Here is a 13393-nt window from a genome sequence, read left to right on the forward strand (position 1 = left end):
TCATGAAAACCACCCTCGACGAAATGCAGGCCTTCCTCGCGGTGATCGACAGCGGCTCGATCAGCGCCGCCGCCGAACAGCTGGGGCAGACGCCTTCAGGCGTGAGCCGCGCGCTGGGCCGGCTGGAGGACAAGCTGGGCACCACCCTGCTGACCCGTACCACCCGCCGCCTGCACCTGACCGCCGAGGGCGAGGCCTACCTGCGTCATGCGCGGGCGATCATCGATGCGGTGGAATCAGCCGAGGAACAGATGGCGGCGCGCCGCGAGCGTCCGGCTGGCCGGCTGCGGGTGGATGCAGCGATGCCGTTCGTGCTGCACGTGATCGCGCCGTTGGTGGCGGGCTATCGCGCACGCTATCCGGACGTGCAGCTGGAGTTGAACAGTTCCGAGCGCTACATCGACCTGCTGGAACGGCGTACCGACCTGGCGATCCGCATTGGTCCGCTGGCCGATTCCACCCTGCATGCACGGCCGCTGGGGCGCTGCCGGCTGCAGGTGCTGGCCAGCCCGGGCTATCTGGCCGCGCACGGCGAGCCGGCCAGCGTGGCGGCGCTGGGCCAGCACACGCTGCTCAGCTTCAACGAACCGGAATCGCTGAACCGCTGGCCGCTGCCGGGCGATGCCGACGGGCAGTTGCTGGTGCGCCCGGATATCGCGGTATCCAGCGGCGAGACGCTGCGCACGCTGGCGGTGGAGGGCGTGGGCATCACCTGCCTGTCCGACTTCGTGACCGAACGCGATCGTGCGGCCGGCACACTGGTGCCGGTGCTGGCCGCACAGACGCTGGATGTGTACCAGCCGATCCATGCGGTCTACTACCGCAACACGGCCGTATCGGCCCGGATCAGCTCGTTCCTGGATTACCTGGGTGAAGCGATGGCCGCATCGGATTACCTGCGCTGATGTGAGCCGAGCGTACGCTCGGCTCTACAGAGCCCGGAACGATCGACGGCCCGGTGTAGAGCCGAGCCCATGCTCGGCTGCCTGCAAAGAATCAGGCCGCGCGCGCCAAGGCACCCTTCGCCGCCGCCGTGGTCGACAGATCGAACACATCCACCGAGTCGATCAACCGGTTCGCCTGCTGTTCCAGGCTGCGCGCCGCCGCGCTCGCTTCTTCCACCAGCGCGGCATTCTGCTGGGTGGTGCCGTCCATCTGGATGATGGTCTGGCTGACCTGCTCGATGCCGGCCGACTGCTCCTGCGAGGCAGCGGAGATCTCGGCCATGATGTCGGTCACGCGCTGCACCGAAGCGACGATCTCGGCCATGGTGTCGCCGGCCTGGCGCACACGCTGCGCACCGTGGCCCACCTGTTCCACCGACGCCTCGATCAGCGATTTGATTTCCTTGGCTGCCGCCGCCGACCGCTGCGCGAGCGTGCGCACTTCACTGGCGACCACCGCGAAGCCGCGGCCCTGCTCACCGGCACGCGCTGCTTCCACCGCCGCATTCAACGCCAGGATGTTGGTCTGGAATGCGATGCCGTCGATCACGCTGATGATGTCGGCGATCTGCCGCGAGGAGCCTTCGATCGCATCCATCGTCGCCACGACCTGGCCGACCACTTCACCGCCATGCGAAGCCACGCTGTGTGCACCGATCGCCAGCTGGTTCGCCTGCCGCGCATGCTCGGCGTTCTGGCGCACGGTGGAGGTCAGTTCTTCCATCGATGCAGCGGTTTCTTCCAGGTTCGCCGCCTGCTGTTCGGTGCGGCGCGACAGGTCGTTGTTGCCGGCGGCAATCTCGGCCGCGGCGGTGTGGATGTTGCCCGAGGCGTGCTTGATGTCGGTGACGATCGTGGCCAGCTGCGCCGCCGTGGTGTTGGCATCGCCGGCAATGCGGGCGAACACGCCCTGGAAATCGCCGTGCATGCGTGCGCCCAGGCGACCATCGGCAATGGCGCGCAGCATGGTCGAGACCTCGCCGAGGTTGTGTTCGGTGGTCTGCATCAACCGGTTCAGGCCATCGACCATCGCGCGGAAATCATGCTCGAAGCGCGCGCTGTCGCCGCGCTGGCTGAAGTCGCCTGCGGCAGCGGCTTCGGCCAAGCGGCGGATCTCGCCGTTGATCGCGCCGAGGTTGGATTTGACCGCATCCAGCGCCTGGGTGATCACCGCCTTTTCGCCCGGCAGACGCTCCATGTCCAGGCTGAGGTCGCCCACCGCATAGCGGCCCATGATCGCGATCGCGCGCATCTTCACCTGGATGTGCGCATCGACCAGGGTGTTGGTGTCGGCCACCATCGTGCCGTAGGCACCGGGGAAGGCGCTGCTGTCCATGCGGTGGCTGATCGTGCCGGCGTCGTGTGCCTTGGCCATCGCAGTCTGCGCGTCGAGCACGCCACGCACCGTGCTCTGCACGGCCTGCATCGCCTGCGCCAGGCGACCGATCTCGTCGCGGCTGCGCACCTGCACGTGGTAGTCGAGATCGCCGGCAGCGACCGCACGTGCGGCCGCTTCCACGGCCAGCACCGGCTGCACCACGGCACGCCGCAGCCACCAGCCCAGGCCCATCAACAGCAGCACGGCCGCGCCAATGGTCAGTGCGGCGCACAGCAGCAGCGTCTGCCGTGCCTGCTGCGAGCGCGCGGTCACTGCGGTCTCGGCAACCGCGGTGGCACGCGTGCTCAGGGCATCCAGCGCGCTGGCCGCCGGACGGTCTTTGCCACGCACCAGCGAATCGCCGGCCGCAGGATCATAGTCGGCGTCAGCGAAGGCCTGCAGTGCCGCGTGGTAATCCAGCTGCAATTGAGCATGCAGGCCGGAAAACGCCTGCGCCAGTTCACGCGTGCGCGCATCGGGACTGGCCGTCAGGCCTTTGGCCAGTTCGGCAACGAGGCGGCCTTCGCTGTCGAAGGCCTGCAGGTGGTGCTGGCGCAACGCGTCATCGTGGCCGCGCAGCAGCACGTTCTTCCATTCCTGCACCTGCCCGCGGAACTCACGCTGCAGGCGCTCGGCGTCGCGGCTGTGGGCGACCTCCGGAGGGACTTCGGTGGACAGCTTCAACCAGGCAGACGCCAGGCCCGCCAGGGCGCATACCAGGACAACGGCCAGACCAACAGAAACGGCGCCGAGCAGCTTCGACTGCAGCCGCGGCGCATGGGAAGAGGCTTTCATGGGACGAGATCTCGGAAGGGGTGCGATGCGGTATCGACCATCCTTTAGGTCTCTGAAGTGCGATGCGTGTCACATTCCCGTTCTGTTTAGTGATGTGAAGGGTGTGTTTAATAGGACAAATGTGTCCATATGGAACGAAAGCAGACCCTCGACAGCTGGTTTAAATGTAACTATCTTAGTTACATGAAATCCGCGAATCCGCTCTCCGATGCCCTGCACGTGATGGCCCATCTGGTCGGCCAACACGGGCCGCGAACCTCCGAACAGCTGGCCACCTGCCTGCCGACCCATCCGGTGGTGATCCGCCGCCTGCTGGCGCAGATGCACAAGGCTGGCCTGGTCCGCAGCACGCGCGGCCACGGTGGCGGCAGCCAGCTCGCCCGCGATGCGGCGACGATCACCCTGCACGACGTCTACCAGGCCATCGGCGCGCCGCCGATGGTCCAGGTCGGTACCCGCGAAGGCATGGGCGGCTGCCCGATCCAGCAGCTGGTCAACCAGGCCCTCCTGGAGAGTGCCCGCGAAGCACAGCGCCTGCTCGAGCAGCGGCTGCAGGCAACCACCCTCGACCAGCTTGGCGCCGACTTCGCCCGCCATCTTGCCCACCACCGTTCCCTGGAAGGTCACCATGAATCCTGATGTCCTCATCGTCGGCGGCAGCTACGCCGGTATCGCCGCCGGTCTGATCCTGGCGCGTGCGCGCCGGCCGGTCACGATCATCGACGCGGGTTCGCCGCGAAACCGCTTCGCCGGCCATTCGCATGGCGTGCTGGGCATGGACGGCATCAGTGGCGCCGAGTTGCTGAGGAACGCACGCCAGCAACTGCTGGATTACCCGACCGTGCGCTGGCTGAATGCCGAAGCCGTGCGGGCCACGGCCAGCGCCGAGGGTGTTGAGGTGCATACCGCCGACGGCCAGGTGCTGACCGCGCGCAAGCTGCTGCTGGCCACCGGCATCGCCGACCAGCTGCCCGAACTGCCCGGCATGGCCGAACGCTGGGGCAGCACCGTGCTGCATTGCCCGTATTGCCACGGTTACGAAGTGGGTGGCGGTTCGATCGGCCTGCTCGGCGGCCATCCGATGTCGGCCGGCAAGGCGCCGTTGTTCGCCGATTGGGGCAACGTCACCTTCTTCAGCCAGGGCCTGCCGATCAGCGACGAGGAACTGGCCGCCATGCAGCAGCGCGGCGTGCAGATCGAAACCACGCCGGTCATCGGCGTGCACGGTGAGCAGCCCACCTGGCTGGAAGTGGAACTTGCCGATGGCCGGCGCATCGCCCAGCGTGCGCTGTTCGTGCCTGCCGGCCAGGCGATGGCCACGCCGCTGGTGCAGCAGCTGGGCTGCGCGTTGGTGGAAAGTCCGCTGGGCGTGCTGATCGAGGTGGACATGATGAAACAGACCTCGGTGCCGAACGTCCATGCGGCCGGTGATGCGACCACGGTCGGCAACATCACCCTGGCCATGGCCGAAGGGGTGCGCGCGGGTATCGGCGTGCACCATGCGCTGGTCGGCGAAGACAGTCTGCCGCGTTGAGCTGCTGCATCCACGCGTGGCGTGGATCTACTGAACGGTGCCGACGTTGGTCGGCACCGTCCTTCCTCAGCCTTCCACGCTGGCCGCATCCAGCTGCGCCACGTCCTGTACGCTCAACGCCACGTTCGCCGCCGCCAGCAGGTCGTGCAGCTGTTCCACGCTGGTGGCGCTGACAATCGGTGCGGTGATCGACGGCCGTGCGATCTGCCAGGCCAGCGCGATCTGCGCGGCAGTGGCGTTGTGCTTGCTGGCCACATCATCCAGCGCCTGCAGGATGCGCAGGCCGCGCGGGTTCAGATAGCGCTTGACCACGGTGGCGCCACGCGCGCTGCTCTTGCCGGCATCGTCCGGCGTGCGGTACTTGCCACTGAGGAAGCCACTGGCCAGTGCGTAGTAATTGATCACGCCGATCTGCTCGCGCTGCACCAGCGGCTCCAGCTCCTTCTCGTAGCCGGCGCGGTCGTACAGGTTGTACTCCGGCTGCAGGGTTTCGTAACGCGGCAGCTTGTAGTCGGTGGACACCTTCAGCGCTTCGGCCAAGCGCGTGGCGCTGTAGTTGGATGCACCGATGGCGCGCACCTTGCCTGCCTCGATCAGGCGACCGAACGCAGCCAGGGTGGCTTCCAGCGGCGTGGATTCATCGTCCTCGTGGGCCTGGTACAGATCGATCACATCGGTCTGCAGGCGACGCAGCGAATCCTCCACCGCTGCATTGATGTTGTCCGGAGTGAGGCCGGGCCGCTCGGCCCACTTGGCTACCTTGGTCGCCAGCACCACCTTGTCGCGCTTGCCGCTGCGCGCGAACCACTTGCCGAGCAGCGTCTCCGACTCGCCACCCTGATTGCCCGGCACCCACGCCGAGTACACATCGGCGGTGTCGACCAGGTTGAAGCCGGCATCGACGAAGGCATCCAGCAGGGCGAAGCTGGCCTTCTCATCGGCGCTCCAGCCGAATACGTTGCCACCGAAGGCGAGCGGAGCTACATGCAGGCCGGAACGGCCCAGTTCGCGGATTGCCGTCATGGGCACGGACTCCTTGGGGGAAGTCCTTCAGGATAGAGCGCGATGTGTGACCGCGCTGCGGCGCTGACCACAAAACTGTGTTCCGCGACGTGCACGCGGCTAACGTTTTGTGAACACCTGCGGCGCGGCGGCTGCTAGTCTCGCCGCATCTTCCGCTGGAGTCGCCCCGATGATTGCTGCCTCATCCCTGCGTGGTTGCCGCGTGCTGCTTGCCTCGGCGCTGCTGGTCGCCGTTCCCGCATTCGCTGCGCCGGCTACGGTCGCACCGGCAAAGATCCAGGTGTCGCCGGCGATCGATGCGGCAGTGAAGGCCTCGACCCGCGACCCGGCCAACGTCAAGCGCGACGGTTTCCGTCATCCTGCGCAGACGCTGGGCTTCTTCGGCGTGGCGCCGGAAAAGACCGTCATCGAGATCACGCCCGGCAATGGCTGGTACTCGGAAATCCTGGCGCCGCTGCTGCGCGACAAGGGCCATTACATCGCTGCGGTGGTCGATCCGCAGGCTGTGGCGGAAGGCCGCGGCCGCGACTACCAGCAGCGCAGCCGCGACAGCCTGGAAAAGAAGTACGCCGCCGCACCGGCACAGTTCGACAAGACCGCCGTGGTCGCCTACGACCCGACCAAACCGGTGTTCGGCGCGGCCAACTCGGCCGATGTGGTGCTGACGTTCCGCAACGTGCACAACTGGCGCAAGGCCGGCCAGGCGCAGGGCATGTTCCAGGGCTTCTTCAACGTGCTCAAGCCGGGCGGCGTGCTCGGCGTGGTCGAGCACCGCGCCAAGGCCGACGTGGCCGACGCTGACGACACCGGTTATGTGGGCCAGCAGCAGGTGATCGCAATGGCCGAGGCCGCCGGTTTCAAGCTGGATGCGCGCACCGAGGTCAATGCCAACCCGCGCGATACCAAGGACCATCCGAATGGCGTCTGGACCCTGCCGCCGACCAACCAGCATGACAAGGCAGATGACGCCAAGTACCAGGCCATCGGTGAAAGCGATCGCATGACCCTGCGTTTCGTGAAGCCGTAAGCCGGCACGTCGTACTGCCAGCGCGGATGCCACAGTGTAGAGCCGAGCCCATGCTCGGCTCATCGCGCACAGCGCGACGGATCGCAACAGCAGCCGAGCATCGGCTCGGCTCTACAGGTCGGTTGCACGACGCGCGGCGTGGGACAATGCCTTACCCGCCGCCTGCCGCGCCCGTAATGCTGATTGCCTTCAACAAGCCGTTCAACGTGCTCTGCCAGTTCACCGACCGCAGCGTGCCGCCGCGGGCGACATTGGCCGGTTTCGGCTTGCCGCCACGCGTCTACGCTGCCGGCCGCCTCGACCATGACAGCGAAGGCCTGCTGCTGCTGACCGACAACGGCACGCTTGCACACAAGCTGACCGACCCGAAGCACAAGGCGGACAAGCTCTACTGGGTGCAGGTGGAAGGCACGCCCAGCGACGAGCAGCTGCAGCAGCTGCGCGATGGCGTGGTGCTCAATGATGGTCCGACGCTGCCGGCGAAGATCGAGCGCCTCGATCCCGCGCCTGAGCTGTGGCCCCGCGATCCGCCGGTGCGCTTCCGCAAGACGGTGCCCGACAGCTGGCTGGCGATCACGATCCGCGAAGGACGCAACCGTCAGGTGCGGCGGATGACGGCGGCCGTGAACCTGCCGACGCTGCGCCTGGTACGCGCTGCGATGGGGCCGTACCGGCTGGATGACCTGCAGCCGGGGCAGTGGCGGCAGATCGGCTGAAACGAAAAAGGGCCGGAGGCCTTCCACTGGAAGCACTCCGACCCCGGTTGCAGCGGCAGTGAAACTCAGGCGTCGCTGCCGATATCGCTGTGTTCGTCGACCACGGTGTCGTTGCGGCGATCGCGCGCATTGATGCGCTGGGCCTGGCCGTTCACGACATGGCCATTGGCGGCCTTCTTCTTCTGCTGCTTGCGGTACAGCGCGTAGCCCAGCAGGCCTACGCCCACGGCAGCCGCCGCGATGGTCACCGCCGGATTGCGGCGGGCGAACTTGGTGGCGACCTTGCCGCCGGTCTTCACCGCGCCAAGCGCGGCGCCGGTCTTGATCCAGTCGCTGGCCTGCGGGCCGAGGTGACGCAGGCTGCCGCCAGCGCTCTTCAGGCCATCGCCCGCGGTATGGGCCAGGTCGAGGGCGCGCTCCAGGGCGCGGTCGGTGATTACGGTCAACTTGCTCATGCGGGGGTGTCCTTGCCTCGGGTCGAAGTCCAGTGTCGCCTGTTGCCCGTAAACGGTATGTCAGTCAGGCGGGCGCGTGGTGTGACTCTACCGCAGCCATTCAGGATCAGGCAGGTTGGGGTCGGGTCCCTTTCTGTTGGGAAAGGGATCCGACCCCGCCACTCAGGTTCCGCGCGGCTTGGCCCGGTGGGTCGCCGTGGCCGTCCACGGATCGTCCGGCCACGGGTGGCGCGGGTAACGGCCCTTCATTTCCTTCTTCACCTCGGCATAGGTGTTCTCCCAGAAATTGCGCAGATCCTGGGTCACCTGCAACGGCCGGCCGCCCGGTGACAGCAGGTGCAGGGTCAGCGGCACCCGGCCATCGGCGATGCGCGGCGTGTCGGCCAGGCCGAACAACTCCTGCAGCTTCACCGCCAGCACGGGCGGCAGCGGCTCGCCGGTTTCACCGTCCAGCGCGTAGGTGATCGGCCGTTCCAGCCCTGACGGTACGGTGATCCGGGTGGGCGCGTGGCGCTCCACCAGCTGCCGCTGCGACCATTCCAGTGGCGCCTTCAACGCTTCGCCGAAACTGGCCTCGTCCAGCGCATCCAGACGTGTCCTGCCAGCGAATGCCGGCTGCAGCCATTGCGCACGGTTGGCCAGCAATGCGGTGTCACTGCAGTCGGGCAGGCCCAGCTCCGGCATCCAGCGCCGCAGCGATTCCACCCGCGCCTGCCACTGGCGCAGACCCTCGGTCCATGGCAACGCCTGCAGGCCGAGCTCGGCAACGGCGTCGGTGAGCGCCTGCGCCGCCTGCTGCGGATCAACCCGGCCGGCCGAACGGCTGTCCATCACGATGCGGTCGAAGCGTGTTTCGCGCAGCGCGACCAGGGCGCGGCGCGTGTCATCCCAGCGCACCGCGTCTTCGGTCACGAAGCGGTCGGGCCAGTTCCTGCGCAGATAGCTTTCATCCACCGGTGCGGCGCGCAGCAGCAGCGCGTCGCGCGCCTCGAAGCGCAGTTCGCTGGCCACCAGCCACGGTTCGCCCCGCAGGTCGCTCAGTTCATGCAGGCGGGCACTGCGGCCGTTGGCCAGCAGGTAACGCAGCGGGTCGTTCGGATGCTGGAAGGCAATGCGGTCGGGGAAGGCGTGGGCCAGCAGGTCGCCGAGTTCGTGCGCCTCGATGCTGGCCGGTGGCGCGGCCTCACAGCGCAGGCGACGTCGCCACTGCTTGGCAGCGGCATCGATGGCGGCCAGGCCACTGCGATTGGCATCGGCGGGCGCACGGCCATTACGGAAGGCCGCCAGTGCACGCCAGCGCGCGGCCAATGCATCACCGCCTTGGCGCAACGGGTCGCGGGCTTCCAGCAATGCGGCAAGATCGGCGGCCAAGGCCTGTGCGCGGGCATCGGGTGCGGCCAGCAGCATCGCGGCCATCCGCGGATGGGTGCCCAGCGCCAGCACGCGACGGCCGAGTGCGGTGATCGCGCCGCTGCTGGACAACGCGCCCAGGCGCTGCAGCAGCTCGCGTGCGGCGGCCATTGGCCCGGTCGGTGGCGGGTCGAGGAAGCGCAGGTCACTGCTGCCCCAGGCGGCCAGTTCCAGCGCAAGGCCGGCCAGTTCAACCTGGTCGATCTCGGCGCGACGCTGCGGTTCCAGCCGTTGCGACTGCGGCCACAGCCGCCACGCCACGCCCTCTGCCACACGCCCGGCACGGCCGGCACGCTGGTCGGCCGAGGCCTGCGCGATGGCCACCACGTCCAGGCGGGTGAAGCCACTGTTGGGGTCGTAGCGTGGCTCGCGTGCCTGGCCGCTGTCGATGACTACACGCACGCCGGGCAGGGTCACCGAGGACTCGGCCACGTTGGTGGCCAACACCACGCGGCGGCGGCCATCGTTGGAGGCCTGCAACACGCGCGCCTGCTGTTCCACCGGCAGTTCACCGTGCAGGGCCAGCACGTCCACCGCAGCGCCATCAAGACTGTCCTGCAGGCCGGCCTGCACGCGTGCGATCTCACGCTGGCCGGGCAGGAACACCAGCAGGTCACCCGGGTGCTCGGCCAGCGCCTGCTGTACTGCGCGCCGCACCTGCAGTTCCAGCGCCTCGTCACGCCGCGCCGGGAAGTGGCTGATCGCCACCGGATAGCTGCGGCCCTCGCTGCTCAACCGTGGTGCATCGAGGAAGCGGGCCAGGCGCTCACCGTCCAGCGTCGCCGACATCACCAGCAAACGCAGGTCGTCGCGCAGCTGCGATTGCACGTCCAGGGCCAGCGCCAGGCCCAGATCGCCACTGAGGTGGCGTTCGTGGAATTCATCGAACAGGATCGCGCCCACCGTTTCCAGCATCGGGTCGTCCTGCAGCATCCGGGTCAGGATGCCTTCGGTGACCACTTCGATGCGCGTGCGTGCCGATACCTTGTTCTCGAAGCGGATGCGGTAGCCGACGGTGCCGCCGACCTCCTCGCCGAGCTGGCGCGCCATGAACATCGCGGCACTGCGCGCGGCCACCCGGCGCGGTTCCAGCAGGATGATCCTGCGGCCCTGCAGCCACGGCGCATCGAGCAGCGCCAACGGCACCTGGGTGGTCTTGCCGGCGCCGGGCGGGGCTTCCAGCACCAGCCGCGGGTGCGCGGCAAGGTGCTGCTGGATCTGCGGCAGCAGCGGGGAAATCGGGAATTGCGGGGTGTTCATGTGCAAAGGATAAGGGGCCATGGCGGGCACGGGTACAATGCGCGGGTTTTCCTGCCCCTGCTGCCCCCATGCATCTGATCGATATCGGCGCCAACCTGACCCACGACTCCTTCGACCGCGACCGCGACGCCGTGCTGGACCGCGCTCGGCAGGCCGGTGTGGTGCAGATGATCATTACCGGTGCCAGTCGCGAGCATTCGCCGCTGGCCCTGCAGCTGGCGCAGCAGCACCCCGGCTTCCTGTACGCCACCGCCGGCGTGCATCCGCACCACGCGGTGGAGTACACCGACGAGTGCGATGCGGAGATGCGCGCGCTGCATGCTCACGCTGAAGTCGTGGCGGTGGGCGAGTGCGGGCTGGACTATTTCCGCGACTTCTCGCCGCGCCCGGCGCAGCACCGCGCGTTCGAGCGCCAGCTGCAGCTGGCTGCGGACAACGGCAAGCCCTTGTTCCTGCACCAGCGCGATGCGCATGCCGATTTCATGGCGCAGATGAAGAACTTCGAAGGCCGCATCGGTCCGGCCGTGGTGCACTGCTTTACCGGCGAGCGGCAGGAGCTGTTCGATTACCTGGACCAGGATTGGTACATCGGCATCACCGGTTGGCTGTGCGACGAGCGCCGTGGTGGGCACCTGCGCGAGCTGGTGAAGAACATTCCGGCCAATCGCCTGATGATCGAGACCGACGCGCCGTATCTGTTGCCGCGCACCCTGAAGCCGATGCCGAAGGACCGCCGCAACGAACCGATGTTCCTGTCGCACATCGTGGAAGAGCTGGCGCGGGACCGTGGCGAGGATGTGCAGACCACGGCGGCGAACGCCACGGCCGCGACGCGTGCGTTCTTCCGCCTGCCCGACGCTGCCTGATCGGCACTACCCGTCAGCCGGGAACGCCCGGATCCGGTAGCGCCCGGCCATGCCCGGCGAGCGAAGCGGCAAGATCCGTCAGCCCTTCCCGATACGTTCGAAACCGCGGCGTCCAATCCAGCGCCTCGCGCGTGCCGCGGCTGTCGATGCGCTTGTTGCTCTGGTAGAAGCGCCGCAATGTCGCGCTGAGCGATGGATCATCCCAGGCCACTGCGGGCGGCATGGCGAAACCTTTCAGCTGCGCGGCGAAGGCCAGCACCTCCTGCGACGGCGCCGGTTCGTCATCGCTCGGCAGATACAGCGCATTGGCCGAGGGGCGCCGCATCGCGGCGATCACCACCGTTGCCAGGTCGTCCACATGCAGGCGATTGAACACCAACCCCGGCCGCACCACGTGCCGCGCGCGGCCCTGCGCCAACTGCAGCAGCGCATTGCGCCCTGGCCCATAGAGGCCCGGCAGGCGGAACACCGCCGAGGCGATTCCGCGCGCCTCCGCCAGCGCACGCCACTGCGATTCGGCGAGTTGACGCTGCATGCCCACAGGCTCTGTGGCATCGGCAACGCTGCTCTCGTCGATCCAGCCGCCGTCGCGGTCACCATAGACCGAAGTCGATGACAGGTAGCCGAGCCAACGCAGTGACGCGCTGTCGCGCAACGCGGCATGCAGCAGGCGCAGCGCTGGGTCGCCCTCGGCATCGGGTGGAACGCTGCACAGCACCGCGTCGGTGTGGGCGATGGCAGCGAGCAGGGCAGGTGAGAGCGCAGCGTCGGCCTGCAGCTGATGGCGCTGCAGGCCATCGTCAGGTGCTGACGCCGGATCGCGCACCGTGCCTTCCACCTGTACGCCTTGGGCCTGAAGGCGCGCGGCCAACACGCGCCCACTCCAGCCCATGCCGAGGATCAGTACGCGCTTGGGCAACGGGCCAGGCAGGTTCATCGGATCACACCGAGCGCTGGGCCTGATAGGCCTGCAGGCTGCTGTAGGCCACCTGCAGCAGCAACGCTTCCTGGCCCGCGGCGCGCGCACGCGCCAGCATGTCGCCGACGATCTGAGCGGCTTCCACCTGCTGGCCTGCCTCCAGGTCGCGCAGCATCGACGCCTTCAACGCCGAACCCGCCTGGGTCAGGGTGCCGCGCGCGGTGTCCTGCGCAGCCTCCGGCACCGGTTCGCCCGCGGCTTCGGCCACCGCCAGGCATTCGTCATAGAGCCCACGCACGATGGCGTCGCCGTCGTCGGTGGCCACGATCGTGCCGATGTCCGCACGCAGCAGGCAGGTAGCCGCCGCCAGCGCGGTGAGGAACGTGTACTTGATCCACTGTTCCTGGCCGATGTGTTCGCTGGCCAGATGATCGAGATTCGCCTGTGCGCAGGCTGCAGCGAATGCCTGCACGCGCGTGGAGACCGCACCGCCATCGCGTTCGCCGAAGGTCAGCTTGGCCGGCTTGCCCAGGTGCAGCACGGCGCCATCAGGCGCCTTGGTCGCACTGATGAAACACAGCCCGCCGAGCACTGCGTCGCGACCGAAGCGCGTGTCGAGCGCGTTGTAGTGATGCAGGCCGTTGAGGATCGGCAGCACGGTGGTGCCCGCACCCACGGCCGGTGCGATGGCATCGATCGAGCTGTCCAGGTCGTAAGCCTTGCAGCTGAGGATCACCAGATCGAACGGCTGGGCCGCAGCCAGCGCAGGCAGAGCTTCAGCGGTGACATGCTGCACCGGGAACGTGGCGTCACCCACCGGGCTGCGCAGCACCAGGCCATCACGATCCAGTTGCGCGGCGCGGGCAGGGCGCACGAGGAAGGTCACATCCACGCCCGCCTGGGCCAGGCGACCACCGAAGTAACCGCCGGTACCGCCGGCGCCGAGGATCAGGATACGCATTGCACGCTCACCGCAGTTGGGGGATTCACTGCCGTGATTGTGCCGGAGTTCGCGGCCAACGGCTGCGCCCCTCGTGGTGGCTTGAAGCACAAGCCGTGTTTGGGT

Annotated in this window: 12 protein-coding genes; 6 read left to right on the forward strand and 6 right to left on the reverse strand. The window is 67.8% G+C overall.

The genetic code is table 11. From position 1 onward, the window contains the following. Positions 1-2 precede the first annotated feature (2 nt). Positions 3-905, forward strand: a complete 903-nt coding sequence (locus GIW57_RS04095; RefSeq protein WP_100462033.1) for a LysR family transcriptional regulator — start codon at positions 3-5, stop codon at positions 903-905. 91 nt (positions 906-996) lie between these two features. Here the strand turns inward: GIW57_RS04095 and GIW57_RS04100 are convergent, their stop codons facing one another. Next, positions 997-3117: a methyl-accepting chemotaxis protein gene (locus GIW57_RS04100; protein WP_329605740.1), complete on the reverse strand. Its 2121-nt coding sequence runs from the start codon at positions 3115-3117 to the stop codon at positions 997-999. Between the two features lie 183 nt (positions 3118-3300). Between GIW57_RS04100 and GIW57_RS04105 the strand changes: the two genes are divergently transcribed. Next, on the forward strand, positions 3301-3756 hold the full coding sequence (locus tag GIW57_RS04105) for an Rrf2 family transcriptional regulator (RefSeq protein WP_100462035.1): 456 nt from the start codon (positions 3301-3303) through the stop codon (positions 3754-3756). Then, positions 3746-4651 (forward strand): NAD(P)/FAD-dependent oxidoreductase, encoded by a 906-nt coding sequence (locus tag GIW57_RS04110; RefSeq protein WP_236509222.1) that lies wholly within the window; start codon positions 3746-3748, stop codon positions 4649-4651. The genes GIW57_RS04105 and GIW57_RS04110 overlap by 11 nt, the downstream gene beginning before the upstream one ends. A gap of 66 nt (positions 4652-4717) precedes the next feature. Here the strand turns inward: GIW57_RS04110 and GIW57_RS04115 are convergent, their stop codons facing one another. Further along, a complete protein-coding gene (locus tag GIW57_RS04115) occupies positions 4718-5674 on the reverse strand; it encodes an aldo/keto reductase (protein ID WP_099819859.1) in 957 nt (318 codons plus the stop codon). 169 nt (positions 5675-5843) lie between these two features. Here GIW57_RS04115 and GIW57_RS04120 point away from each other — a divergent pair, with 169 nt between their 5' ends. Together GIW57_RS04120 and GIW57_RS04125 are read left to right on the forward strand one after the other, a co-directional pair. Next, positions 5844-6701: a methyltransferase gene (locus GIW57_RS04120; RefSeq protein WP_236509223.1), complete on the forward strand. Its 858-nt coding sequence runs from the start codon at positions 5844-5846 to the stop codon at positions 6699-6701. Positions 6702-6877: 176 nt separating this feature from the next. Beyond that, on the forward strand, positions 6878-7417 hold the full coding sequence (locus GIW57_RS04125; protein ID WP_236509224.1) for a pseudouridine synthase: 540 nt from the start codon (positions 6878-6880) through the stop codon (positions 7415-7417). 65 nt (positions 7418-7482) lie between these two features. Here GIW57_RS04125 and GIW57_RS04130 read toward each other — a convergent pair whose 3' ends face one another. After that, positions 7483-7872 carry a hypothetical protein gene (locus GIW57_RS04130; RefSeq protein WP_025877588.1) on the reverse strand — a complete coding sequence of 130 codons (390 nt, stop codon included), beginning with the start codon at positions 7870-7872 and terminating at the stop codon, positions 7483-7485. Positions 7873-8034: 162 nt separating this feature from the next. After that, positions 8035-10542, reverse strand: a complete 2508-nt coding sequence (gene hrpB, locus GIW57_RS04135) for an ATP-dependent helicase HrpB (protein WP_236509225.1) — start codon at positions 10540-10542, stop codon at positions 8035-8037. Between the two features lie 68 nt (positions 10543-10610). On the opposite strand from hrpB, the gene GIW57_RS04140 reads away from it, so the two are divergent. Continuing rightward, positions 10611-11408, forward strand: coding sequence for a TatD family hydrolase (locus tag GIW57_RS04140; protein WP_236509226.1), 798 nt, complete (start codon positions 10611-10613; stop codon positions 11406-11408). A gap of 13 nt (positions 11409-11421) precedes the next feature. Here the strand turns inward: GIW57_RS04140 and GIW57_RS04145 are convergent, their stop codons facing one another. Together GIW57_RS04145 and panE are read right to left on the reverse strand one after the other, a co-directional pair. After that, positions 11422-12345: an NAD-dependent epimerase/dehydratase family protein gene (locus GIW57_RS04145; protein ID WP_236509227.1), complete on the reverse strand. Its 924-nt coding sequence runs from the start codon at positions 12343-12345 to the stop codon at positions 11422-11424. 4 nt (positions 12346-12349) lie between these two features. Next, positions 12350-13288 carry a 2-dehydropantoate 2-reductase gene (gene panE / locus GIW57_RS04150; RefSeq protein WP_236509228.1) on the reverse strand — a complete coding sequence of 313 codons (939 nt, stop codon included), beginning with the start codon at positions 13286-13288 and terminating at the stop codon, positions 12350-12352. Positions 13289-13393 lie beyond the last annotated feature (105 nt).

The sequence above is a fragment of the Stenotrophomonas sp. PA-6-5C genome (genome assembly GCF_021605635.1).
Lineage (GTDB): Bacteria > Pseudomonadota > Gammaproteobacteria > Xanthomonadales > Xanthomonadaceae > Stenotrophomonas > Stenotrophomonas lactitubi.